The organism is Oleidesulfovibrio vietnamensis (genome assembly GCF_055388115.1).
This window is the reverse complement of sequence record NZ_AP042419.1, coordinates 80,594-103,985: the sequence shown is the minus strand read 5'-3', so window position 1 is coordinate 103,985 and position 23,392 is coordinate 80,594. Positions and strand designations below refer to the sequence as shown.

23 protein-coding genes are annotated in these 23,392 nt (G+C 56.7%); 15 read left to right on the top strand and 8 right to left on the bottom strand.

Annotated features, from left to right (window positions below; genetic code table 11):
- Position 1 precedes the first annotated feature (1 nt).
- Positions 2 to 247 (bottom strand): 4Fe-4S binding protein, encoded by a 246-nt coding sequence (locus tag ACZ5D1_RS00465; RefSeq protein ID WP_011366235.1) that lies wholly within the window; start codon positions 245 to 247, stop codon positions 2 to 4.
- 150 nt (positions 248 to 397) lie between these two features.
- The gene (queA, locus tag ACZ5D1_RS00460) at positions 398 to 1,540 is read right to left on the bottom strand and encodes a tRNA preQ1(34) S-adenosylmethionine ribosyltransferase-isomerase QueA (protein WP_027182063.1); all 1,143 of its coding nucleotides are present in this window, start codon (positions 1,538 to 1,540) and stop codon (positions 398 to 400) included.
- Between the two features lie 308 nt (positions 1,541 to 1,848).
- Here queA and ACZ5D1_RS00455 point away from each other — a divergent pair, with 308 nt between their 5' ends.
- The 7 genes from ACZ5D1_RS00455 (at position 1,849) to ACZ5D1_RS00425 (ending at position 9,884) form a co-directional block, all read left to right on the top strand.
- The gene (locus ACZ5D1_RS00455) at positions 1,849 to 2,349 is read left to right on the top strand and encodes a hypothetical protein (protein ID WP_011366233.1); all 501 of its coding nucleotides are present in this window, start codon (positions 1,849 to 1,851) and stop codon (positions 2,347 to 2,349) included.
- Positions 2,349 to 3,575 carry a bifunctional phosphopantothenoylcysteine decarboxylase/phosphopantothenate--cysteine ligase CoaBC gene (gene coaBC, locus ACZ5D1_RS00450; protein WP_011366232.1) on the top strand — a complete coding sequence of 409 codons (1,227 nt, stop codon included), beginning with the start codon at positions 2,349 to 2,351 and terminating at the stop codon, positions 3,573 to 3,575. Before ACZ5D1_RS00455 ends, coaBC begins: the two co-directional genes overlap by 1 nt.
- The gene (locus ACZ5D1_RS00445; RefSeq protein ID WP_464555563.1) at positions 3,557 to 4,453 is read left to right on the top strand and encodes a hypothetical protein; all 897 of its coding nucleotides are present in this window, start codon (positions 3,557 to 3,559) and stop codon (positions 4,451 to 4,453) included. Before coaBC ends, ACZ5D1_RS00445 begins: the two co-directional genes overlap by 19 nt.
- Before the next feature lie 253 nt (positions 4,454 to 4,706).
- Entirely contained in the window at positions 4,707 to 6,065 is a 1,359-nt protein-coding gene (locus tag ACZ5D1_RS00440) for an NfeD family protein (RefSeq protein WP_011366230.1), read from the top strand.
- Between the two features lie 55 nt (positions 6,066 to 6,120).
- Entirely contained in the window at positions 6,121 to 6,861 is a 741-nt protein-coding gene (locus tag ACZ5D1_RS00435; RefSeq protein ID WP_011366229.1) for a slipin family protein, read from the top strand.
- A gap of 897 nt (positions 6,862 to 7,758) precedes the next feature.
- Positions 7,759 to 8,766: an NAD-dependent epimerase gene (locus ACZ5D1_RS00430; RefSeq protein WP_011366228.1), complete on the top strand. Its 1,008-nt coding sequence runs from the start codon at positions 7,759 to 7,761 to the stop codon at positions 8,764 to 8,766.
- Positions 8,767 to 9,104: 338 nt separating this feature from the next.
- Positions 9,105 to 9,884 carry a ParA family protein gene (locus ACZ5D1_RS00425; protein WP_011366227.1) on the top strand — a complete coding sequence of 260 codons (780 nt, stop codon included), beginning with the start codon at positions 9,105 to 9,107 and terminating at the stop codon, positions 9,882 to 9,884.
- A 5-nt stretch (positions 9,885 to 9,889) separates the two neighbouring features.
- Here the strand turns inward: ACZ5D1_RS00425 and ACZ5D1_RS00420 are convergent, their stop codons facing one another.
- Entirely contained in the window at positions 9,890 to 10,303 is a 414-nt protein-coding gene (locus ACZ5D1_RS00420; RefSeq protein ID WP_011366226.1) for a hypothetical protein, read from the bottom strand.
- A gap of 83 nt (positions 10,304 to 10,386) precedes the next feature.
- On the opposite strand from ACZ5D1_RS00420, the gene ACZ5D1_RS00415 reads away from it, so the two are divergent.
- The 8 genes from ACZ5D1_RS00415 (at position 10,387) to ACZ5D1_RS00380 (ending at position 17,207) form a co-directional block, all read left to right on the top strand.
- Entirely contained in the window at positions 10,387 to 11,304 is a 918-nt protein-coding gene (locus ACZ5D1_RS00415; RefSeq protein WP_011366225.1) for a ParB/RepB/Spo0J family partition protein, read from the top strand.
- 15 nt (positions 11,305 to 11,319) lie between these two features.
- Complete coding sequence (locus ACZ5D1_RS00410) at positions 11,320 to 12,354, top strand: bifunctional ADP-heptose synthase (protein ID WP_011366224.1); 1,035 nt, start codon at positions 11,320 to 11,322, stop codon at positions 12,352 to 12,354.
- A 975-nt stretch (positions 12,355 to 13,329) separates the two neighbouring features.
- On the top strand, positions 13,330 to 13,647 hold the full coding sequence (locus tag ACZ5D1_RS00405) for an STAS domain-containing protein (RefSeq protein ID WP_011366223.1): 318 nt from the start codon (positions 13,330 to 13,332) through the stop codon (positions 13,645 to 13,647).
- Between the two features lie 2 nt (positions 13,648 to 13,649).
- Entirely contained in the window at positions 13,650 to 14,402 is a 753-nt protein-coding gene (locus ACZ5D1_RS00400) for an ABC transporter permease (RefSeq protein WP_011366222.1), read from the top strand.
- Between the two features lie 3 nt (positions 14,403 to 14,405).
- Entirely contained in the window at positions 14,406 to 15,176 is a 771-nt protein-coding gene (locus ACZ5D1_RS00395; RefSeq protein WP_011366221.1) for an ABC transporter ATP-binding protein, read from the top strand.
- Between the two features lie 22 nt (positions 15,177 to 15,198).
- Positions 15,199 to 16,140: an MlaD family protein gene (locus ACZ5D1_RS00390; protein WP_464555559.1), complete on the top strand. Its 942-nt coding sequence runs from the start codon at positions 15,199 to 15,201 to the stop codon at positions 16,138 to 16,140.
- Positions 16,141 to 16,158: 18 nt separating this feature from the next.
- Positions 16,159 to 16,824 carry a hypothetical protein gene (locus ACZ5D1_RS00385; protein WP_464555557.1) on the top strand — a complete coding sequence of 222 codons (666 nt, stop codon included), beginning with the start codon at positions 16,159 to 16,161 and terminating at the stop codon, positions 16,822 to 16,824.
- A 2-nt stretch (positions 16,825 to 16,826) separates the two neighbouring features.
- Positions 16,827 to 17,207 (top strand): DnaJ family domain-containing protein, encoded by a 381-nt coding sequence (locus ACZ5D1_RS00380; protein ID WP_455696541.1) that lies wholly within the window; start codon positions 16,827 to 16,829, stop codon positions 17,205 to 17,207.
- 272 nt (positions 17,208 to 17,479) lie between these two features.
- Here ACZ5D1_RS00380 and ACZ5D1_RS00375 read toward each other — a convergent pair whose 3' ends face one another.
- The 5 genes from ACZ5D1_RS00375 to aspS all read right to left on the bottom strand — a co-directional run bounded on the left by ACZ5D1_RS00375 (position 17,480) and on the right by aspS (position 23,358).
- Entirely contained in the window at positions 17,480 to 18,814 is a 1,335-nt protein-coding gene (locus ACZ5D1_RS00375) for a transcription antitermination factor NusB (RefSeq protein WP_464555555.1), read from the bottom strand.
- Positions 18,811 to 19,686 (bottom strand): DUF116 domain-containing protein, encoded by an 876-nt coding sequence (locus ACZ5D1_RS00370; RefSeq protein WP_051364095.1) that lies wholly within the window; start codon positions 19,684 to 19,686, stop codon positions 18,811 to 18,813. The genes ACZ5D1_RS00375 and ACZ5D1_RS00370 overlap by 4 nt, the downstream gene beginning before the upstream one ends.
- A gap of 166 nt (positions 19,687 to 19,852) precedes the next feature.
- Positions 19,853 to 20,842: a methionyl-tRNA formyltransferase gene (gene fmt / locus ACZ5D1_RS00365; protein ID WP_011366214.1), complete on the bottom strand. Its 990-nt coding sequence runs from the start codon at positions 20,840 to 20,842 to the stop codon at positions 19,853 to 19,855.
- Complete coding sequence (def, locus tag ACZ5D1_RS00360; protein ID WP_011366213.1) at positions 20,818 to 21,327, bottom strand: peptide deformylase; 510 nt, start codon at positions 21,325 to 21,327, stop codon at positions 20,818 to 20,820. Before def ends, fmt begins: the two co-directional genes overlap by 25 nt.
- A gap of 210 nt (positions 21,328 to 21,537) precedes the next feature.
- Complete coding sequence (gene aspS, locus ACZ5D1_RS00355) at positions 21,538 to 23,358, bottom strand: aspartate--tRNA ligase (protein WP_011366212.1); 1,821 nt, start codon at positions 23,356 to 23,358, stop codon at positions 21,538 to 21,540.
- Between the last annotated feature and the right edge of the window lie 34 nt (positions 23,359 to 23,392).

Genomic DNA, 23,392 nt, shown 5'->3' with positions numbered 1-23,392 from the left:
CCTACTCCTTTGCCTTTTCGCCTTTGGCGGGCTTTTCGGGCCGGTATACCCGTATCGCTAAGTCGGGGCAGATAAGCGCGCACGAAGCGCACCCCGTACACTGTTCCATGTCCTCTTCAGTCACTTCGGCCACTTTGTACCCTTTACGGTTAAAGCGGGAAGACTGACGGATGATTTCCTTGGGGCAGACAGTGGTGCACAGCAGGCACCCCTTGCACCGTTCATCCAGAAAAGTAACCCGTGCCATTCGCACTACCCTCTGTTTTTTCCGCAAGCTTTTTTCAGAAAAGAAAAGCTCACTGTGTCATGAGTTTTTTTGGTAATTCTAAGTGCCGTGGGTATACCGCAAGTCCCGGCAATTTGCAAAATTGTGCAACGGCGGTTTGTGCCATAAAACTTACAGAATAAGCATGGCGTCGCCGTATGAGAAAAAGCGGTACCCTGCAGCCACGGCCTGACAGTAGGCCTGCAGGGTTTTTTCGCGCCCGGCAAAAGCCGATATCATCATAAGCAATGACGATTCCGGCAGATGAAAATTGGTGATGATGTGGTCGGCCACGTTAAAGCGGTACCCCGGATAGATAAATATGTCCGTCCAGCCGGTAAAAGGACGAATTTCTCCGCATGCGGCCCATGCTCCTTCCAGCACCCTTGTGGATGTGGTGCCCACCGTGACCACCGGCCGGCCCTGCCGTTTTGCATCGTTTATGGCCTGTGCGGCCTGCTCCGTTATTTCCATGTACTCGCGGTGCATGGTATGGGTACGGATATCCTCTGCGCGGACAGGGCTGAACGTGCCGTAGCCGACATACAGCGTAACCTCGGCCCAGCCGAATCCCTGTTCCTGCAACGACGCCGTAAGCTCCGGCGTGAAATGCAGCCCCGCGGTGGGTGCCGCCACCGAGCCCAGTCTGTCCTGCCTGCTGTACACGGTCTGGTATCTGCTGTGGTCATCTTCTCCGTCGGGCCTGCGGATGTACGGAGGCAGCGGCAGATGCCCCTGCCGCAGGAACAGTCCGGCAAGGTCGCCTTTCCAGTGCATGCGCACCGCACAGCGGCCGAAGTCGGCAGTGTGCAGCACCTCAACGTCCAGCCCGTCAAAATGCATTACATCACCAGGCCGCACCCGTTTGGAAGCTCTCAGAAGACCTTCTGCCTCTGCACAGCTGCGGCCGTCTGTACCGGTCTGCGGCTGTACCAGCGGCAGCGGAGTAAGCAGCAGAAATTCCACCTTGCCGCCGGTGGGGCGTCTGCCCAGCATGCGCGCGGGCAGCACACGCGAGTTGTTGGCCACCAGCAGGGCGCCCTCGGGCAAAAAGCTGCCTATATCCTTAAAAGAAGCCTGTGTGTTAACACCGGACTTCCTGTCCATGACAAAAAGCCGCGAAGCCCCGCGGTGTTCCGGCGGATGCTGCGCTATCTGTTCTTCGGGCAGTTCAAAACGGTATCCGGCAAGAGAGTAGTCGTCTGCGGCGGTATCGCTGCTGTCAGTGCCTGCCTCGCAGCGGCGGGCCGTATCTGTGGGATGCTTGGAATGCATAAAACAATGGTCCTTAATTCGTTTTCCGGTTCTTTCGGGCGCACCGGTGCGGATTGCCGCAAAAGACCAGAACTTGCCACGGCAGGCAAGTCTTTTTCGGCACCGGCGCTGCCCGCTGCCACAGCACGGCCCGGCGCCGGTGCCCGCCGCAACGCGCAAAGGCTGCACTCCGCGGGCCTGATTCGTTGCGTGACAGGACAACATGCGCTATGTCACATACCGAGTGACATCGCCGCCGCTGCGCGGCGCAGCATCATAAGAACCATGTTGCCGCAGAACTCAGAATTATCTGCTCCCAAGGAGACCCCATGAAGAAATCCCTCATTCCCGCACTTCTTCTTGCCTGTGTGGTGGCGCTTTCCGGCTGCACCACCGGCAGCTCCAAGACTTCCGGCGGCACAGAAGAAGCTTCGCAGTTTCTGTACTACGACTTCAACGACATTGTTGTGCCCCGTGACATGAAGCTCAAAGATTCTTTTGTGCTGGGCACCGGCGCCGAGCGCACAGGTTTTCTCGGCTTTTCCGGATGGGTCGATTCGCGGTCGCTGACTGCAAACACCATCTCGAACATGCAGCGCGACGGCTGGAGCCTGCGTTTTCAGTTCATCAGCCCCCGCACGCTGCTGCTTTTTACCAAGCCTGACAAATTCGCCGTCATCAACATCACCGATGGTGCCACCAACACCGAGCTGGAAGTATGGGTTGCCCCCCGACGTGACAATGTGGGGCTCGAAAAACCCATTCTGGACACGCCTTCCATGGCCGTACCCGGCGACATCACCATCAAAGAAGAAGGACTGGTCAACTAGTGAGCCCTGCATCCGTCAATGCGCATCTGGCTTTTACAGGCTATCTCGGCAGACGCCTGCACATGGGCGTGTGCGGTTCCGTAGCCGCCTACAAGGCGCTTGATCTGCTGCGCCGGTTTAAAGATACCGGCGCGGATACCGGTGTGACCCTGACGGACAGCGCGTGCCAGTTCATCACGCCGCTCAGCTTCGAAGCGCTGGGGGCTTCTCCCGTATATACCGGCATGTACCCCGTGGGTGACGATGTTTTCGGACATCTCACCCCCGGGGATGCCTGCCACGCATTTCTCATCGCTCCCGCCACGGCCGCCACGCTGGCGCGTCTGGCCTGCGGTCTGGCAGACGACATGCTTTCGTGCCAGGCACTGGCCTTTGAAGGACCGCTGGTCATTGCCCCCGCCATGAACCCGCGCATGTGGAACAATCCGGCAACGCAGGAAAACTGGGCCAGACTGAAACAGCGCGGCCACGTGGCCGTGGAACCCGGCTGCGGGCGCATGGCGTGCATGGATGTGGGGCAGGGCAGGCTGGCAGACCTTGATACCATTTTTCTGTATACGCTGCGGGCCATGACACCGCAGGACATGACCGGACAGCAGGTCATGGTCACTCTGGGCCCCACCCGCGAACAGTGGGACGGCGTACGTTTCTGGTCCAATCCCTCTTCGGGGGTCATGGGTGCCTGTTTTGCCGTGGCCGCATGGCTGCGGGGCGCACAGGTGCATGCCGTCTGCGGACCGGCAACACCGTGGCTGCCCGCAGACATCACACGGCACGATGTAACCGGTGCGGCGCAGATGTATCAGGCAGCAGCCGACCTGTGGCCCCGCATGGACACCGGTATATTCACCGCCGCAGTCGCCGACTTCAGTCCGGAGCCTTTCGGTGCTGAAAAATTCAAAAAATCCGGCACGGAAACGCTGTCCATCCGGTTCACTCCCAACACCGACATTCTGAAAACGCTGGGCACCGCCAAGCGCGAAAACCAGCGCATTGTCGGGTTTGCCGCAGAAACGGGCAACCTGCATGAAAACGCCGTCGGCAAGCTGCGGCGCAAAAACGCTGACATGATAGTCGGCAATATTGTCGGCACACCGGAAAGCGGTTTTCAATCGGCCACCAACAAAGTTTTTGTGGCTGACAAAACAGGCCGGACCGAAGAATGGCCCGTACAGCCCAAAACCGAAGTGGCATGGAGGATTCTGGATTGGCTGTTGCAAATGTAGCCATCCGCGAAGACCTGCGCCCGTGGTATCAGGCCGGTGTACAGCATCTTTTTATGGATGATGCGGTAACCGCATGGATAGAGCAGGGCAGGCGGGAACAGCAGACAGCCGCCCCGCAGGCTTCTGCCCGTGCGCAGGCGCCTGCTGCGGGCCGTCCGGTGCACTCTTCGGGCTTATCCGCCGCAGAGGAGACAACGCCGGAAACGCCTGCACGCAGTATCCGGCGGCAAGCCCCGCGCGCAGAAAAAACACCGGTGCAGGCTTCCTCAGGCAATCATTCAGCCTTCAGACCGTCCGGGCGGGCTTCCGCTCCTGTGCGCCCTGTAACGCACGAGGCTCCTGCAGCCTGCACCATGCAGGAAGACACTCCGCCGCCCCCGCAGGCCAGCAGCATGCCCCCGGAACAGTGGCCGCCACAATGGCAGGCCGCATGGAGCAAAATTCCCGGTCCCGCACCTGTGGTATGGACTTACTGGTCGCTGGGCGACGACCTGTGCGGTAATGCCAATGCAGAACGCGGCGCGTTGCTGCGCAAAATCATAGGAAGCCTAAGGCTGCCGCGCGGGACCAGTGCCTTCTGGCCCGTGGCTCTGCCCGCCGCACCCGCGCCCGACGAACATGCCGCCCCCCTGCAGGCCAATCCCGAAATTTTTCTGGCCGGCATAAACAGAATACGCCCGCGAAGGGTGTTCGCCTTCGGCAGCAGGGCTCTGCGGTCATTTGCCCCCCATTGCGGTCTGCGTCCGTATCAGTTTGTACACTATAACGGCTTCAGGCTGTATGCCATGCCCGACATCGACTACCTGCTTGAGTCGCCTGCACCGGTGGAAGCCGTCATTTCCTGTCTCAAGGTCGCCCTGCAGAAAGTTTCCCGCTGAATCCCGAAGCCGGCCCGCCGTCATGTACGGGGCCGGCTTTTTCTTTCAGTCTGTTCGTATTACGCACTGTCTTCATTTCAGAACACAACATCATTTCCGGTCAGGTCAGCCCGCCGTTGCAATTGCCGCCCTGATTATTGTTCCACCTCCTGCGCGCCCCGCATCTCCGAAAAAACTGTTCACAGAATATGCTTTACTGTACACTGGCTCCGGATCCTCTTTTTTCATGCCCGCCTGTCCACGGAGGAACACGATGAACACGTCTCATGCTCTGTATCGCAAAATAACGGCCATTTGCGCCACGTTATGCTTTTTCGCAGCCTTTCACCCTGCCATGCCAGCTTCCGGAGCTGAAAATGCCGTGCAGAAACACACTGTTTCTGTGGTGCATGTAACGATAAAGGCGGGCATCGGTCCTGCCACGGCTGACCTTTTACGCGGAGCCATCAAACAGGCCGAAAGCGGCAGCGACATGGTACTGGTGACGCTGGACACGCCCGGCGGCCTTGTATCTTCCATGCGCGAAATGGTGCAGGACATTCTGAATGCGGATGTACCCGTGGGAGTATGGGTCGGTCCTTCCGGAGCACATGCAGCCAGTGCGGGGGTGTTTATTGTGGCGGCTTCCAGCATCAGCGGCATGGCCCCGCAGACAACCATGGGAGCGGCCATCCCTGTCACACCGGACGGAGCCGACACCAAAGGGGATATGGCCACAAAGGTAAAAAACGACCTGTCCAGCCTTGTGTCCGGTCTGGCAGAACGGCGCAACCGCAATGTGGACTGGTATGTTTCGGCAGTTCGGGAAGGCAAAAGCCTGCCTGCCTCACAGGCAATAATGAACAACGTTGTGGAGTTTATGGCCACCACCCCCGAAGACTTTCTTGTACAGGCGGGCAGCAGGGGTGTACCGGCAGGCATGGGGACATTGCGGTTCACCGCCGACGACATACGCATTATCCCTTACGAGCCCGGTTTGCGGTACCGCTTTCTGGGCTGGTTGCTCGACCCGCAGGTGGCGTATCTGCTGCTGCTTGCCGGTGTGGCTCTGCTTTTTGTCGAATTTACCCATGCAGGAGCCATACTGCCCGGAGTGCTCGGAGCGCTCTCACTGCTGTTGGGGCTGTATGCCATGACCATACTCCCCACGGCGGCGGCGGGCCTGCTTCTTATTCTTCTGGGGCTTGTCCTCTTTCTGCTGGAAATCAAAGTGGTCAGTTTCGGACTGCTTTCACTGGCCGGTGTGGCCGCGCTGTTCATCGGCTCGCTCATACTCTTTCCCGAAAGTGAAGGGCTGCGCCTGCCCATGATGACCATCGGCCCCACCGTACTGGGCATAAGCGCCTTCATGGGCGGTCTGGTATGGCTTGCGGTCAAGGCGCAGCGCAGCAAATCCGCAATGGCTTCAGATCAGCTGGCAGGACAACAGGCCATGGTCATGCGCTGGCAGGGCCGCAAAGGAACCGTAAAACTGCACGGCACCCTGTGGAATGCCGTAACCAGAGAAGAACAACCCATCGCCAAAGGCGAGACTGTCACAGTTACCGGTGCAAAGGGGCTGACACTCCATGTGTCGACGCATCCGGCACCGGAGGATGCTGTGCAGGAATAGCAACCAAAACCGCAAGTACCGGACAGCCGGTACCCGCCCGACAGGAGACTTCATCATGCTTGCCTATCTGCCTATTATCGTAGCGGTCATAGCGTTTTTCATTGTTTCAATCAAAATTCTCAACGAATACGAACGGGCCGTTGTATTCCGTCTGGGCAGGGTCATCGGCGCCAAAGGTCCGGGCCTTTTCATTCTCATACCCATCATCGACAGTATGGTGCGCGTCAGCAAACGTGTTCTTACGCTCGATGTCCCCAATCAGGATGTCATCACCATGGACAACGTTTCCGTCGAAGTGAACGCCGTTGTCTATTTTCGCGTGGTTGATCCGGTAAAGGCCATCATTGAAGTGGAAGATTATCTGTTTGCCACGTCGCAGCTGGCCCAGACCACACTGCGCAGCGTGTGCGGCAGCGCGGAACTTGATGAACTGCTGTCGCAGCGTGAAGAAATAAATGAAAAAATCCAGCAACTGCTCGACGAACAGACAGACCCGTGGGGCATAAAGGTGCAGGCAGTGGAACTGAAACACATAGACCTGCCCGCAGAAATGCAGCGCGCCATGGCAAAACAGGCCGAAGCTGAACGCGAACGCCGCGCCAAAGTCATTAACGCCGAAGGTGAACAGCAGGCCGCAACGAAGCTGAAAGAAGCCGCCATAATTCTTGCGGAATCGCCCGCAGCACTGCAGTTGCGCTACCTGCAAACCATGCGGGAAATGGCTTCCGGCAGCACATCTACTGTCATCCCCATTCCCTTTGACCTGCTTAAGCCGTTTATGGACGGCAAAAAGTAACCAGACTGCACAACACACACCGAAAGGGGCCGCAAGGCCCCTTTTTGTTTACCTCCGGCGGTCCCTGTTCTGATGACTTTTTCATGTCTCCGACGGGCAAGGGGAATGATTCCCCTTGCATCCCCCGTTGCGCACGTGCTGTTCCGGTCAGCTGAGCACTTACCGGCGTACCGGCTGCACGCCATGCGCGGAACAACGCAGCACAACGTGCTGCAGGCGTATCTATGAACTATGCGATGCGCACTTTGAGGGTGCAGGGAGATCATCTCCCTGCCCGCCGGAGGCAGTTTACTTTTGTTTAAGGCTATTATGTCTCCGACGGGCAAGGGGAATGATTCCCCTTGCATCCCCCGTTGCGCCCATGATGTTCCGGTCAGCTGAGCACTTACCGGCGTACCGGCTGCATGCCATGCGCGGAGCAACGCAGCACAACGCGCTGCAGGCGTATCTATGAACTATGCGATGCGCACTTTGAGGGTGCAGGGAGATCATCTCCCAGCCCGCCGGAGGCAGAGTGAGATCGCATTGTGATATGTCTCCGGCGGGCAAGGGGAGTGATCCCCTTGCATCCCCCGTTGCGCACGTGCTGTTCCGGTCAGCTGAGCCTTATCGGGCTAACGGCGAACTTGCGGACCGGCTCATCACACGACACGGCTGCGTCAAAAGAGCGGCCCGTCAGTGCAACCGGATTCAAGCTTCCCTGTAATGCTTCCGGCATGAACGTAAAATTTTTCATGCGTACCGTAGGCGGCGATACCCTCTGCCACCAGCATTTTTCATCCGTCCGGATTACCTTCAGGGCAAAAGGTGACGGCGGGGGACTTTTGCTCTATATTTCCGCCTGTCATTTTTTACGCACACAGACTGCGCAGCGGCGCAGCAGAACAGGAATCAGACATGCATATACTAGTCACCGGCGCAGCCGGATTCATAGGGTTTCACCTTTCCAGACGTTTTCTTGCCGAAGGGCATACTGTTGTAGGCCTTGACTGCCTGAATGATTACTACGACGTACAGCTGAAAAAAGACCGCCTTGCCCTTTTGCAGCAGGAGAAGGGCTTTACTTTTACGCCCACAGATCTTGCCGACGACGCGGCCATGGACGCGCTTTTTGCCAGAGAACAGTTCACGCATGTAGTCAATCTGGCTGCTCAGGCCGGAGTCCGCTACAGTATCGAAAACCCGCGTTCATATATCCAGTCCAACCTTGTGGGCTTCGGCAACATAATTGAAGGTTGCCGCCACAATGGGGTGAAGCATCTTGTGTATGCCTCGTCCAGCTCTGTTTACGGTCTGAACACCAATATGCCTTTCAGCGTACACGACAACGTGGACCATCCCATCAGCTTGTACGCCGCCAGCAAAAAAGCCAATGAACTGATGGCTCACACCTACAGCCATCTTTACAGACTGCCTACCACAGGGCTTCGGTTCTTTACCGTGTACGGCCCGTGGGGCAGACCGGACATGGCTCTTTTTCTGTTCACCAAAGCCATTCTGGAAGGCAAGCCCATCAATGTGTTCAACGAGGGGCACATGCGCCGCGACTTCACGTATATTGATGACATCATCGAAGGAGTGGTGCGCGTAACCATGCGCACTCCCGAGCCCAACCCCCAATGGGACGGAACAGCTCCTGACCCTTCTTCCAGCCCCGCGCCGTACCGCATCTACAACATTGGCAACAACAACACGGTAGAGCTTGGCGAGTTCATCGCGACTCTGGAAGAATGCCTGGGCAAAAAGGCCGTTAAAAACATGATGCCCATGCAGCCCGGCGATGTGGAAGCAACATATGCCAATGTGGACGACCTGATTGCCGACACCGGCTTCAAGCCCGGAACTCCGCTCAAAGAAGGGATAGCAAACTTTGTGAGCTGGTATCGGGAGTACTACAAAAAATAGCTGCCGTGTACCGCACCAGACTTCAGGCCCGCTTTTGCGGGCTTTTTTGTTGCTGCATGGTCTCGCTCAACGTATTTCTTTTTGTAATACAAAAAGACTTCTCATCAGGCTTTCTTTTGTTTCACGTGAAACATTAAGTTTTGCCTTAACAACCAGCAAAGCACCGTGGTTGAGCGGTTAAAGCTGTAAACAGGCCATCATGCCGCCTGTAAAAATACTCCGACACCCGTTGACACTTTCTGGCCGCTTTACTAGCTATACACTCGACCTCAGCGTGAAATATGACTGCCTGTCATGTTTCACGTGAAACATGAACGTGCAAACCGAGAGAGAGTGCTGTGGCAAGAATCATCGCTATCGCTAACCAGAAGGGTGGAGTAGGCAAGACCACGACTGCCATTAACCTTGCGGCCTCGCTGGCAGTGATGGAAAAACGCGTGTTGCTGGTAGACTGCGACCCGCAAGCTAACGGCACAAGCGGGCTGGGCATTGATCCGGACCAACTGGGCGAAAGCCTGTACACGGTTTTTTTCCGGCCGGAAGAAGCGCTGGAAGCCGTTCACCCCACCAATCTGGAATATTTGTCCGTACTGCCTACCACCACCGATCTGGTGGCCGTGGAGCTGGAACTGGTGGATAAAATGGGTAGAGAATATTATCTGACAGATGTCCTGAAAAATCTGGAAAGCAGATACGATTATATAATTCTGGACTGCCCGCCATCGCTGGGGCTTATCACGCTGAATGCGTTGTGTGCCGCACGCGAATTGCTCATTCCGCTTCAATGCGAGTTTTTTGCACTGGAAGGCATTGTCAAACTGCTGCAGACCTTCGAACAGGTAAAGAAACGGCTTAACCCGGGGCTGACGCTGATGGGCGTTGTGCTTACCATGTACGACCTGCGAAACAGACTTTCGCGTCAGGTAAAAAATGAAGTACGCAAATGTTTTCCGGACCATTTGTTTGAAACAGTGGTACCCAGAAATGTGCGCCTTTCCGAAGCCCCGAGCTACGGAAAATCAATCATTCATTATGACGTGAAATCAAAAGGCGCTGAGGCCTATCTGGCACTGTCCAAAGAAGTTGTGCTCAGAAGGCCCCAGCAGAAAAACGGGTAGGGCGGTTACTCGGTGCACACGGCTGTATGTTCGTAGCAGATGTGGTCTTTGAAGTGTTTTTTACGCACAGTGGCCCCGCAGGCCTTGCAACGAAAAACCAGCAGCCCGCCAAGATTGGCATTGGTCAGCCGAAACGGTTTGGCCGCATCATGCTCCCAGTCTTCTGTTTTTGCCCCGCAGCAGTTGCACTGCACCTCGGCGTTAAAAGGATACCTGAAGTCCCAGAACTCTTTAAAGGACTCCCAGTCTTCCAGCGGTTCCGGCTGTTCCACCGTCGGATACATGGCATCAAGGGCGTTTTCCAGCAGGGGAGCAACCTTGCGGCCCACCCTGTTCCAGAGTTCTGCACTGATGGTTATTGAATGCAGGTTGCCCTGCCTGTCGTACAGCGGCAGCACATGGGTATTTTTATCAGACATACTTCGCCTCCGAATAGTTGTTGCGCTTGCATAGGGCTGCAACACAATTCAGGAGGAATCAACATATTGTCAAGGAGAGAGAAATGGCAGCTGTGCAAAGAGGATTAGGTCGCGGACTGGATGCCCTGTTTAAAGGTTATCAGGAAGAAGCGCCCGCGGCAGATACCAAACATGAAAATCCGGGCACAGTATCCATAAAGGCGCTGATGCCTAATCCTGATCAACCGCGCAAACATTTCAGCGAAGAAGCTCTGCAGGAGCTGACAGACTCCATCCGTTCACAGGGTGTATTACAGCCGCTTCTGGTGCGGCCCGCCAAAAACGCGGAAGGCATGTACGAAATAATCGCCGGAGAGCGTCGCTGGCGGGCATGCCAGAAAGCAAGGGTGACAGACGTACCCGTCATCATCAAAAACCTGACGGATGAAGAGACCCTTGCCGTAGCTCTGATAGAAAACCTGCAGCGCGAAGACCTGAACCCTATGGAAGAAGCTCACGGCATGGCACAGCTGAAAGAGCAGTTCGGCATGAATCAGGAAACGCTGGCCGCCAGACTGGGTAAAAGCCGATCTGCCGTAGCCAATACGCTGCGCCTTTTGCAGCTGCCCGAAGCAGCACAGCAGGACCTGACAAAAGGAGCGCTGACAGCCGGACATGCCCGCACATTGTTATCCGTTTCGGACGAGACCGCGCGCGCAGCATTGCACAGACGCATAATCGACGAAGGGCTGACCGTACGGGCAGCAGAAGAGCAGGCCGCATACTTTAAAGAGCACGGCGAACTGCCCGCAGAAAACAGCGCTGGCCCGGCAAAAAAGGCTTCCGCACTTCCCAGAACCATGCCCAGCCCGACTATGAGCAGCCTGCGCGAAAAACTTAAAGCAACCATGCCGGTAAAGGCCAGTATCACCGGTTCGGAAGAAAAAGGAAAAGTAACGTTGTCTTTTTCTTCTCAGGAAGAGCTGGCAAGGGTTCTTTCACTGCTGGGCATTGAACTGTAGCAAAGGCGCCACTCCATGACCTATTCTTTTGATACTGAACGCCTGTGCGCCGCCATACCGGCTCTGACCGGCAAAAGAGTGCTTATCGTCGGCGACGTGATGGTGGACGAGTACCTGATCGGCGATGCAGAGCGTATATCACCCGAAGCTCCCGTGCCTGTGGTGGGTGTTGAGCGCGAGCAACTGCTTATCGGCGGAGCCGGCAACGTGGCCAAAAATATCCAGTCACTGGGCGGAAAGCCGGAACTGATAAGCCTGTGCGGTACGGGCAGCAACGCAGCAACGCTGCGCCATGTACTGCAAAACGAAAACCTGCAGGCAAATCTGATTGATATAGAAGGCAGAAGAACGACCATTAAAACAAGAGTGCTGGCCAGACAGCAGCAGATGGTACGCATAGACCGCGAAGACACCTCTCCGCTGACCGGCACCGGACTGGACAGAGTGCTTGAAGCCATAAAAGACAGGCTGCCGCACCATGATGTAATCATTCTTTCCGACTACGGAAAAGGACTGGTTACAGACGTCTTCATGTCTCGGCTGAATACGCTTCTGGATACATATGCCGCCCGGCACGGCGTACGCCACAATGTTTTTGTCGACCCCAAAACACGGAACTTCCGGCTGTATAAAGATGTCTTCATCCTGACACCGAACGCCAAGGAAACAAGCGAAGGCGCAGGTATGCCAGCCGGTTCGCGTGAAGAAATTCTTGCCGCAGGCAAACGTATCTTCGAACTGCTCAACTGCAGCAAACTGCTGACCACACTGGGGGCCTCCGGCATGGCGCTCTTTAACGGTCAGGATGAAGTGTGGCACATACCCACCACTGGGCAGGCCGTATTTGACGTAACAGGCGCAGGCGACACTGTCATAGCAACGCTGGCTCTGGCACAGGCTGCCGGCATATCTCTGCTGGACAGCTGCATGCTGGCAAACTTTGCCGCAGGTGTTGTTGTGGGACAGGTCGGGGCTGCATCCGTATCGCCTCCTGAACTTGAAGAAGCCGTCCGCAGGCATCAGGCACCCGCTATCAGCCGCTGGCTGTAAATAAAAGCTCCGGATCCTTCCGGAGCTTTTTTGCTTTGTCCGGTATATCCATCCCAAACTGCCTCCGGCGGGCAGGGAGATGATCTCCCTGCACCCTCGGTACGCGCATCACATTTTCCACAGATACACATGCGACGCGTTGTACGGCCTTGCTTCGACCCGCTGACGCCGCCCCGTACGCCCGCAAGCGCACAGCTGACCGCGCCGTCCGACGCGCAACGGGGGATGCAAGGGGAATCAGTCCCCTTGCCCGTCGGAGACATACAAAACCTGAAACAAAAGTAAACAGCCTCCGGCGGGCAGGAAGATGATCTCCCTGCACCCTCGATACGCGCCTTGCATGTTCCGCAGATACGCCTGCGGCGCGTTGTACTGCCTTGCTTCGACCCGCTGACGCCGCCCCGTACGCCCGCAAGCGCACAGCTGACCACCCCGTCCGGCGCGCAACGGGGGATGCAAGGGGAATCATTCCCCTTGCCCGTCGGAGACATAACACCCCTGAATAAAAAACTGCCTCCGGCAGGCAGGGAGATGATCTCCCTGCACCCTCGGTACGCGCATCACATTTTCCACAGATACACCTGAGACGCGTTGTACGGCCTTGCTTCGACCCGCTGACGCCGCCCCGTACGCCCGCAAGCGCACAGCTGACTACGCAGTCCGGCGCGCAACGGGGGATGCAAGGGGAATCAGTCACCTTGCCCGTCGGAGACATAACACCCCTGAATAAAAAACTGCCTCCGGCGGGCAGGGAGATGATCTCCCTGCACCCTCGGTACGCGCATCACATTTTCCACAGATACGCCTGCGACGCGGTGTACGGCCTTGCTTCGACCCGCTGACGCCGCCGGTTCCGGTTGCGGAAGACAAACGTTAAATATGCCGGTTGGCACAAGAGTCATTTTTTCGTATCCTGAAAAATACAGACAAAAAAACCTGCACTGACGTGGTCTGATGCAGCACGGGGGGGGAACGATGACAGTATGGCAAAGCAGCATTTCGGATAATGGGGCGCTTATTCTGGAAGGGGAAATTGACTACAGCGTTGCTGCGCAGGTGCGGACAGCCTTGCACAGGCATATCGAGTCCTCCGGCGGGGCGGTAGTGCTGGACATGGAAAAGGTCAGTTACATAGACAGCACGGGGCTTGCGTTACTGATAGAACTGCGCAGAAAACTGCAGGAACAGTCCAGAGAAATACGCATAAGTGCAGCTTCGGTGCGCGTGCGGCAACTTTTTGAACTCACCCAGATAGCGCCGATTTTCGGTCTGCGGAAGGACAGGGCAGACTGAGCATGCCGCGCGAGGTGCAGACATTCGTCTGGCTGATAAACAGTCTGTTGTCGTGGCCTGCACAGGCACGTCGCCGGCAGCGCGTTTTCTACCGGCGGCTGATGTGGCATCAGCTTGCCGAAACGGGCACAAGATCGCTGGGTATTGTTTCAGTTATCGCTGCCTGCACGGGTATGATTCTGGCGCTGCAGGCGGCGCAGCAGCTGGAAAAGGTGGGGGCGCTGAGCTATGTGGCAAACATGGTCAGCGTGACCATTGTCAAGGAACTGGGCCCGCTGCTTACAGCCATCATTCTGGCAGGCCGTTCCGGAGCGGCATTCTGCGCCGAAATATCAACCATGCAGATATATGAAGAGATTGACGCGCTTGAGGTCATAGGCATCTCGCCTGTACGGTATCTTGTTGTGCCCAAGCTTTGTGCCATGCTGATCATGCTTCCTGTGCTTACACTGTGGGCAGACCTTGTGGGTATCATTTCCGGCGGTCTGTTCGCTGCGCTGGGGCTGGGGCTTTCATTCAGCGGGTACCTGAATCAGGCCGTGTATTTTCTGGGTACGGGCGATGTTGTTTCCAGCGTGGTCAAAGCCGCCGGTTTCGGCACAGCCATCACCCTGATATGTTGCTGGCAGGGATTCATGGCACAGGGCGGTGCGGCGGATGTGGGCAGACGAACCACCAAGGCTGTTGTGCAGTCAATATTCATGGTCATCCTGCTTGATCTGTTTTTTACAGCCATCAATTATCTGGCAGGATAGATCATGCACTCTTCACCATCCATAACCCTGCAGGATGTCGATGTGGGCTACCCGCACAATATTGTGCTGCACAACCTGCATCTGACCATTCCGGCCGGCAAGATAACTGTTGTGCTGGGCGGTTCCGGTTGCGGAAAATCAACCTTACTGCGTCACATACTGGGGCTGCAGCTGCCCCGGCGCGGCCGGATATATATCGGGCAGGACGATCTGTGCGCCATGAACAGCGAGCAACTGTACAGCTACCGGCGCAACATGGGGGTGCTGTTTCAGGGCGGCGCGTTGCTGGGGTCGCTGACAGTGGGCGAAAACGTGGCCCTGCCCCTGATGGAGCACACGCGTCTGGACGATGAAACCATACGCACTGTTGTGCGGCTCAAGCTGTCGCTGGTCGGGCTTGATAATGTAATGGACATGCTGCCTGCACAGCTTTCCGGAGGTATGCGCAAAAGGGCTGGTCTTGCCCGGGCACTGGCTCTGGATCCGGGAATTCTACTGTGTGACGAGCCATCTGCAGGGCTTGACCCCATAACGGCGGCAGAGGTGGATCAACTGATTACAGACATGCATGATTCACTGCAGATGACCATACTGGTGGTCACCCATGATCTGGACAGCCTGTACCGTATTGCACAGCATGTCATTGTGCTGCATGCGGGCAGGGTGCTGTTTACCGGCAAAACAGATGATCTGCGCAAGTCGCAGGACAGATACATCAGGCAATTTCTGGAACGCCGGCCGGATGCCAGAAAAACACCGGACTGGCTGCTGTGACGCACCGGTAGCCGGGGACAACATGCTGGACAGAAAACATACAACAAAAGAGATGGTCAGAGCGGGCCTGACAATAACGCTGGGGCTCGCGGTGCTGGGGCTTTTCATTGTGGCTTTCGGCGGACACAGATTCTGGGAAAAGCTCGACACCTATCACATCAGATTTCTGACGGTGAAAGATCTTTCAGTGGGGCGGCCGGTAAAATATGCAGGTATCAACATCGGGCGTGTGCTAGATATTTCTGTGGATAAGATGGACCCGGGGCAGGTGCATGTGACCATCGGCGTGCAGCAGGATTTTGCCGTATATCAGGGCACAGTGGCCAGCATAACCCAAAAGGGACTGGTGGGAGATAACTACGTTCTGCTGAGCCTGAAAGCCCGGCCCGGACAAAAACTGCCGGTACAGAGCGAAATACCCGCAGATACCAGCACTTCGATCTTTGAAGCAGCTGCTTCCGTAGGGCATCTTGTTCAGGAGCTGCATCCCAAGCTGGTACGCATAGCCGACAGCCTTGATATACTGCTTGCCACGATAAACAGTCAGGACATGGCAGGAGTGACCCGGAACATGAATGCCGTGCTGCACAACGCAGCACAGGGCATAAAGACCATGACAACAGAAATACAGGCTGTAAGCGGCGATGCCAGACAGGGAATACGTGAAGCGCGCAACGTGATGCGCACAGTGCAGGGCAGCGCGCACAAAGCCGATGAAGCGCTGGAAAGCACTCGTCTGGCCATGGAAGCAGTACGGATGCAGACCGAAACGCTGGGCGGCATGCTGACGGCGCTTTCCGGCAGGTTTGAAGAAAACCTGGAATACGATCAGGCACAGGTGGAAGAAATTTTACGCAACACGCGGGAACTGACAGAAAATCTCAATCTGCTTTCGCGCTCTCTGCGGGACAGACCATGGCAGATTATCTTTCATCCGGACGAATCACACGAAATAACGAGATAACGCCGGCGGACAACACTTATGACAAACATACGCCATACTCACCATACCGCAGTATTGGCAGCCACTGTGCTGCTGGCATGCCTGCTGCTGGCTGTCGGTTGCGGCAGAACAGGCGGCCCCAGAGAAAATCTGCTCCGAATCAATGCAGGCCACGCCCTGCGGGAACAACCGCAGACAACCTGTGCCGAAGACGAAAAACGGCATCTGCGCCTGCAGGAGACAGGCACCATGCCGGCACTCAACAGAACGGCCGTACTGGTGGCGCGGGGCAATGTGCTTGTTCCCAGCACCACATGGTACTGGGAAGGAACACCGGCCGCCTTGTTCACGCGGACCCTTGAAAACGAAACAGCTATCATGCCGTATTACGACATAAGTACGCACCCGGTGCCGCGAAGACAGCTTGACGGCGTTCTGCACACCACCATCACGGCCTTCGAGGTGGTTGCGGACACGCCGTATACGGTGCGGGGCGCCGTACGGCTGGAGCTGTGGACACCTGACGAAACACGGAGAGCGGCCATAACTGAGCTGCGGGCTGAAAAAAGTATTACGCGGATGGAGGCCGACCGCATTGCAGGTGCTGCATCAGAAGTGCTGCAAAATCTTGCCGGACAGACGCGTGCATGGCTGGAAACTCTGGCGCTGCCGGCACTGCCGCAACAGATAAAGGGCACGCGGTAACCATGGACTGCATGCAATATATAGCCGAGCAACGCATTAAAGAAGCGGCGGAAAATGGTGAGCTGGATGACTATGAAGGCAAAGGCAAGCCACTGGTGCACAATGATGACCCGCTGATGCCGCCGGAATTGCGCATGGCATACAAGATATTGAAAAACAGCGGATTTATGCCGCCGGAAGCGCAGGATTTGAAAGAAGTCCATTCCATAATGGAGCTGCTGGACACATGCAGCGACGAGCAGGTGCGCTACCGGCAGATGAATAAGGTACAGGTGCTTCTTGCCCGTATAAACCGCGGCCGCCGCTATCCGGTGCGGCTGGAAGAATTGCAGGAATACTACCGCAAAACCGTGGAAAGAGTGACGGTGAACGGCGGCAGATGATGTGCTGTCCCGACGGGGCATTGATTCAACTGCCGCATCATATGCGCAGTCCGGTTTTGCAAGAGCTACAATATACACGTCACCCATCGTGGCATGCTTGTGTTTTGCCTTCCGGCGTTGCCGGACAGCTGCGAACAATCAGCAGATCAAAAGGATGTCTTTCACCCCATCATAACCTGAAGTGCCACGTTCTCCTCCTGCCCTGTGCAGGGCGGTGCATAAAAATGCCCGCCATCCCATAAAGGATGGCGGGCACATCATACTGAATCATGTCACGCTTTGCGCAGCAGTGCCGCGTAAAAATATTCACACGCAGGGCTGTCGGGCGGAGTCGTCCACTCCAGCATCAGCTGTGCCTGGCTGCGCTCCATAAACCGGGCTATCTGCAGTTCGTTTTCCTCGGGATTCAGAGTACAGGTAATGTAAGCAAGCAGGCCGCCTGCGGGCAGAACCTGCCAGACATTGTCCAGAATTTCCGACTGCAGCGTAACCAGCCGCGACATGGAATAGGGAGTGCGGTGCTGCCGTATGTCGGGACGGCGTGAAAGCGTACCAAGTCCGGAGCAGGGCACATCGGCCAGCACGGCACGAGGAGCTATACCCTCCGGAACCTGCGAGGCGGGAGCAGCAAACAACGGAACATCAGGCAGCCCCAGCCGCTCCAGCTCCGTACGCAGCCCTTTAAGACGTTTTTCACTGGGATCACTGGCTGCGCATACATCCACGCCCCGTTCGAGCAGCGAACATGTTTTACCGCCGCGTCCGCAGCAGCAGTCCCACACAGGGCCTTCCCATGTTTCGGGACGCAGTGCGTCCATAACTTCCTGCACGGCAAAAGACTGCGACGAAGCTATTCCCTCCTCCTGCAGAACATACAGTTCGGCAGGGCGGGAGTCGGAAGCAAAAAGCAATCCTGCGGCACTGTGCCCGATACATGAAGGATGAGCGGTCAGGCGGGCATGCGTCTGTGGCCCTTCGGGATGCCGCAGGTTGATGCGCACCCCGGCAGGAGCGTGACGTGATGAACCGGCAAGATACTGCTCAGCACGTTCCTCGCCATATGCTTCAATCCACATATCAACAACCCACCGCGGAGCGGCATACCATACCGACAGGTATCCTGCGGTATCAACGCCTTCGGCCTGCAGCGTTTCACGATACCAGCCGGATTGCAGCGGAGCATCGCCCAGCCGGTCGATGCTGCGCAAAACAGCGTTGGCCAGACGCGAAAGTCCCGTTCCGAACCGCGAACGCACATACGAAACAGCCCAGTCCACCGACGCATATACAGGAACACGCTGTAAATACAGTATTTCATACACAGAAATACCCATTGTCAGCAAAAGCTCCGCGGGCAGCCGTGAATCCGGCTTTAAAAAACGGCGTATAAGCCACGAAATTCTGATTTCCGACCTCAGGTATCCATACACAAGCTCCGTGCACAGAGCGGCATCCTGAGGGCTTAATCTGTTGTCTTTAAGGTAACTGTCCAGCACACTCTGTGCTTCACGCTTTTTATCAAGCACATCGCGCAATATTTCCAGAGCGGCACCTCGTGCCGGAGGAAGTGTTGCAACACCGCCACGGCGAGGGGACTGTTTTTTCATGAACGGCCTCGTTTAAGTTCAGCCTCGGCTTTTATGGCAGCTTCAAGGTCGAGCGGAGGAGGGGGATTATGAATAAACATGCGGAGCGCAACTTCCATAAGCTGCATGGGCACGAGCGTATCAAGGCACGGGCCGTTGGGGCGTTCGTTAAGAACACCGTATACCGGCAGAGGATATGTATCCTGAATACCGGATGTAAGGTCGCGCTCGCATGCGACGGCAACAATGAATCTGGGACGCTGCTGCACCACAATGCGGCGCGCTATGGTGCCGCCCGTGGCCACTGCCAGCGACACACCGTAATGATCGCGCAGGGCTATCAGGTCGCCTATGGGGCATGAACCGCAGCGTTTACAGCGGTCAACGTTATACGTAAGCCGCACGGGACAGTTGCTGTTCTGCAGACAGTGCGGGGTAAGTATCAGAATTTCATCGGGATTAAAGCGCCCTGTTTCACCTCTGATAAGTTCGTTGTTCACACGGATGAAACTGTGACGCACTTTTTCTTTGGGAATACCGAAAAAACGGGCCAGCATGACCATGAGCGGCAGAAACAGCTTGATGGTCAGGCCGCGGATGCGGCTGGTACCCAGCACCGGACGCCCTTTGACTATGTTCAGCACAAGCCCCAGCGCCGCCCATGCGATAAGCAGTATGAGCGAGAGCATGAAAAGGCCGGAAACATACGGCAGCGCAGGGTGAATGTTGGCAAGCCCGATGGAGGGTATCGCCCATACCAGCAACAGAATGGTGCACAGAATAACCGAAGTGCCGGTTATCAGCCCTATGAACAGCCGCTTGCGGGCCCCGTAATACCTTTCCGGTCCGGCTTCTGATGCAGCGTCGCTGCGGTCGGGTGTGGTCGGATTCATAAGGTAACCTTAGCAAAAGGCGGGAAAGGCAATCAATACCCGCGGCACGGCACGACCGGAAAAGAAAAATAACACACCGGCAGAAAAGAAGTTTCCGCCGCATACACTGCAGAAGGGCTGTCGCCGGCCACGGCAGCAGACCACAGCCGGCCACAGACGCAGGGTCTCAGCATTCATCCAGACCGACACACTCCGCCAGAGTGCATTCGGCCAGATATCCGCAGTAAAAAGCAGAAGCAGTCATGGGCTTGCGGCTGGCAGGACGCAGCGAAGAAACAAGGTACAACCTGTCAGCACAGGCAATGGCCAGCCTGTCGCCTGCCATACCTGTCACCGTGCCGGGCTTGACCCCTTCGGGCACGGCATCACCCGTGCAGCCGGGTTCTATACCCACGCGCAATGTTTTATGCCCTTCGCGGCGCAGCGCAAAAAAAGCCCCCGGCCAAGGATGAACCCCGCGGATATGAGCATCCACTTCACGGGCAGGACGGTTCCATACAATTTCACCGTCGGCCTTGGTCAGTTTGGGAGCATGGGTGGCAGCCTCATGGTTCTGTTCCATGGGCACCAGTTCGCCTTTCATCATCCGCCCCAGCGCTTCTACCAGCAGCCTGCCGCCCAGATCGGCCAGTTCGTCATGCATGGTTGCCGCCGTATCGGTAATACCTATGCCGGTAGCCCTCTGCAGCAGCATGGGCCCGCTGTCCAGACCGGCCTCCATCTGCATTATGGTCACACCTGTCACGGCGTCACCGTTCATGATGGCCCGCTGAATGGGGGCGGCACCACGGTACCGCGGCAGTAACGAGGCGTGCACGTTCACCGCACCCCGCGGTGCTATATCAAGAACGCACTGCGGCAGAATAAGCCCGTATGCAGCTACCACAAGCACATCGGGCTGCAGCGCGGCAAGCTGACGCACATCTTCTTCGGCCTTGAAATTAAGCGGCTGGAATACAGGCAGGCCGTGTTCCAGAGCCAGCGATTTCACAGCGGAAGGACGGCATTCCAGCCCGCGGCCGCAGGGCCTGTCGGGCTGCGTGTACACAGCAAGCACCTCGGCGTCTTCCCACGCAAGCAGATGAGAAAGTACCGTCGCCGCAAAATCCGGCGTGCCCATGTAGACTATTTTCAGTTTTTCGCGCGCTTCTGCCATTTTTTCACTTTGTTGTCATAGAGTGAACGCTTAAGGCGGCTTATCTTGTCGATAAACAGCGTACCGTCCAGGTGGTCTATTTCGTGCTGCAGACAGATAGAAAGCAGTCCGTCGGCGTCAATGCACACGGCGTTGCCGTCAAGGTCGGTGGCGTGCAGACGTACCTTTTCAGTACGGGTTACCTTGCTGCGCAGTGCAGGCACGGACAGGCAGCCCTCTTCGGTATCAACCTTGCCCTCCAGCAGCTCAAGACGCGGATTAATGTATGTCCGCAGGTCCTCGCGCGCCTCCGGACCGGAAACATCGACCACAATAAGCCGGCAGGTGGCACCCACCTGCGGCGCAGCCAGACCGATACCGTCTGCGTCATACATGGTTTCAGCCATATCGGCTGCCAGCTGACGTATCTCGTCTGTTATCTCTTCAATTTCCTCGCATTCGATGGCAAGGCGTCTGTCGGGGTATGTCAGAATTTCTCGAATCATAGCTTTTTTTTCCTGCTGCGGGCTTACGCACAACGGCGTTTCAGACAAATAATAAGCACAGTACATCCGTTGAAAAGCCCCTGCCGCACGGACAACCGCCGCCTTCTGCCATACACCCGCATGCATGCAGCGGCAACACTTCAATATGCCGGCGACACGGCACAGCGTACAAAACGCCCCGGCGGTTTTCCGCCGGGGCGTACATGGTTATTACGCTTCCTGTTTTTCACGTAGTCTGATGCCAAGCTCGCGCAGCTGTTTTGCCGCTACCTGATCAGGGGCATGCGTCATCAGACAGGTTGCCTTCTGTGTTTTGGGGAAGGCTATGACATCGCGGATGGATGCGGAGCCCGCCAGCAGCATGACCAGACGGTCCATGCCGAAGGCTATGCCGCCATGAGGCGGTGCGCCCAGTTCCAGCGCCTGCATGAGAAAACCGAACTGTTCCTCGGCTTCCTGCGGATCAAAGCCCAGAGCGCGGAACATGTGTTCCTGTGCTTCGCGACTGTGGATGCGTATGGATCCGCCGCCCACTTCGTTGCCGTTGAGCACAAGGTCATATGCACGGGCGCGGGCTTTGGCCGGATCGCTGACCATCAGTTCTTCGTGGCCTACCTGAGGCGCAGTGAAAGGATGGTGGCAGGCCACATAGCGCTTATCTTCGGGCGAGTATTCAAACAGGGGAAAATCAGTCACCCACAGGAAATTGTAGCTGTTTTCGGGAATAAGCCCGAACCTGTCGGCCACCTTGAGGCGCAGGTATCCCAGCGAGTTATTGACCACGTCGGGCGAAGCAGCCTGAAAGAACACGATATCGCCCGTTTCCAGCCCCAGTTCCGTCGTAAGTGCGGCGCGCTCGTCATCGGAAAGGAACTTGGCAATGGGCGACTGCCATTCGTCTTCCTTAATCTTTATCCACGCAAGCCCCTGCGCACCATAAACCTTCACAAACTCGGTGAAGTCGTCAATTTCCTTGCGCGAAAGCACGGCACCGCCGGGCACACGCATGGCTTTGACCAGTTCCGCCTTGGCAAACAGCCGGAATCCGGAACCGCGCAGGATATCCGTCACATCCTTGAGGCGCAGATCAAAGCGGGTGTCAGGCTTGTCCAGACCATATTCGGCAATGGCCTGATCGTACGGCATACGCGGGAAAGGCAGCGCCACATCAATGCCCAGAGTCTCCTTGAAAACCCTCGCCATCAATCCTTCCGCCATGGACTGCACGCGTTCTTCGTCCACAAAGCTCATCTCGATATCCACCTGAGTGAACTCGGGCTGACGGTCGGCACGCAGGTCTTCGTCGCGGAAACAGCGCACAATCTGATAATAGCGGTCCATACCGGCCACCATCAGAAGCTGCTTGAAAATCTGCGGAGACTGCGGCAGCGCGTAAAATTCTCCCTGATTCATACGGCTGGGCACCAGAAAATCGCGGGCACCTTCAGGAGTGGATTTGGTGAGATACGGGGTTTCCACTTCCAGAAAGTTCAGCTGGTCAAGATAATTGCGGATAGCCTGCGTGGCACGGTGGCGCAGCTGGAAGTTGCGGGCAAGCCGAGGACGGCGCAGGTCGAGATAGCGGTATTCAAGGCGCAGGTTTTCGCTGGCCTCAACGCGGTCTTCCACCTGAAACGGAGGAGTCTTGGAGGTGTTCAGCAGTTTCCACTCGGAAACATACACTTCCACTTCACCCGTCTTCATATTGGGGTTCACCATGCCTTCAGGGCGGGGACGCACAGTGCCGCGCACGGCCAGCACGTATTCGGAACGCAGCACGTGAGCGCGCTCATGCGCGTCCACGCTGACATCGGGGCTGAACACAACCTGTGTCAGGCCGCTGCGGTCGCGCAGATCGATAAAAATAAGGCCGCCGTGGTCACGGCGAAACTGAACCCAGCCCATCAGGCACACTTCGGACCCGATGGCATTGGCATTCAGCTCACCGCACGTATTGGTGCGCGCCCAATCGCCAAGAGACTCCACATATTTCTGGTGATCCTGCTGAATGTCCAAATTCTGGTCGCTCATGAAGTATACCTCTGTTTCCGGCGGGCATCCGACC

Excerpts from the sequence above, each read along its gene's own strand:
- ACZ5D1_RS00465 (WP_011366235.1), bottom strand. The coding sequence starts at position 247 with ATGGCACGGGTTACTTTTCTGGATGAACGGTGCAAGGGGTGCCTGCTG.
- queA (WP_027182063.1), bottom strand. The coding sequence starts at position 1,540 with ATGCATTCCAAGCATCCCACAGATACGGCCCGCCGCTGCGAGGCAGGC.
- ACZ5D1_RS00455 (WP_011366233.1), top strand. The coding sequence starts at position 1,849 with ATGAAGAAATCCCTCATTCCCGCACTTCTTCTTGCCTGTGTGGTGGCG.
- ACZ5D1_RS00440 (WP_011366230.1), top strand. The coding sequence starts at position 4,707 with ATGAACACGTCTCATGCTCTGTATCGCAAAATAACGGCCATTTGCGCC.
- ACZ5D1_RS00435 (WP_011366229.1), top strand. The coding sequence starts at position 6,121 with ATGCTTGCCTATCTGCCTATTATCGTAGCGGTCATAGCGTTTTTCATT.
- ACZ5D1_RS00430 (WP_011366228.1), top strand. The coding sequence starts at position 7,759 with ATGCATATACTAGTCACCGGCGCAGCCGGATTCATAGGGTTTCACCTT.
- ACZ5D1_RS00420 (WP_011366226.1), bottom strand. The coding sequence starts at position 10,303 with ATGTCTGATAAAAATACCCATGTGCTGCCGCTGTACGACAGGCAGGGC.
- ACZ5D1_RS00415 (WP_011366225.1), top strand. The coding sequence starts at position 10,387 with ATGGCAGCTGTGCAAAGAGGATTAGGTCGCGGACTGGATGCCCTGTTT.
- ACZ5D1_RS00410 (WP_011366224.1), top strand. The coding sequence starts at position 11,320 with ATGACCTATTCTTTTGATACTGAACGCCTGTGCGCCGCCATACCGGCT.
- ACZ5D1_RS00405 (WP_011366223.1), top strand. The coding sequence starts at position 13,330 with ATGACAGTATGGCAAAGCAGCATTTCGGATAATGGGGCGCTTATTCTG.
- ACZ5D1_RS00400 (WP_011366222.1), top strand. The coding sequence starts at position 13,650 with ATGCCGCGCGAGGTGCAGACATTCGTCTGGCTGATAAACAGTCTGTTG.
- ACZ5D1_RS00395 (WP_011366221.1), top strand. The coding sequence starts at position 14,406 with ATGCACTCTTCACCATCCATAACCCTGCAGGATGTCGATGTGGGCTAC.
- ACZ5D1_RS00390 (WP_464555559.1), top strand. The coding sequence starts at position 15,199 with ATGCTGGACAGAAAACATACAACAAAAGAGATGGTCAGAGCGGGCCTG.
- ACZ5D1_RS00385 (WP_464555557.1), top strand. The coding sequence starts at position 16,159 with ATGACAAACATACGCCATACTCACCATACCGCAGTATTGGCAGCCACT.
- ACZ5D1_RS00380 (WP_455696541.1), top strand. The coding sequence starts at position 16,827 with ATGGACTGCATGCAATATATAGCCGAGCAACGCATTAAAGAAGCGGCG.
- ACZ5D1_RS00375 (WP_464555555.1), bottom strand. The coding sequence starts at position 18,814 with ATGAAAAAACAGTCCCCTCGCCGTGGCGGTGTTGCAACACTTCCTCCG.
- ACZ5D1_RS00370 (WP_051364095.1), bottom strand. The coding sequence starts at position 19,686 with ATGAATCCGACCACACCCGACCGCAGCGACGCTGCATCAGAAGCCGGA.
- fmt (WP_011366214.1), bottom strand. The coding sequence starts at position 20,842 with ATGGCAGAAGCGCGCGAAAAACTGAAAATAGTCTACATGGGCACGCCG.
- def (WP_011366213.1), bottom strand. The coding sequence starts at position 21,327 with ATGATTCGAGAAATTCTGACATACCCCGACAGACGCCTTGCCATCGAA.
- aspS (WP_011366212.1), bottom strand. The coding sequence starts at position 23,358 with ATGAGCGACCAGAATTTGGACATTCAGCAGGATCACCAGAAATATGTG.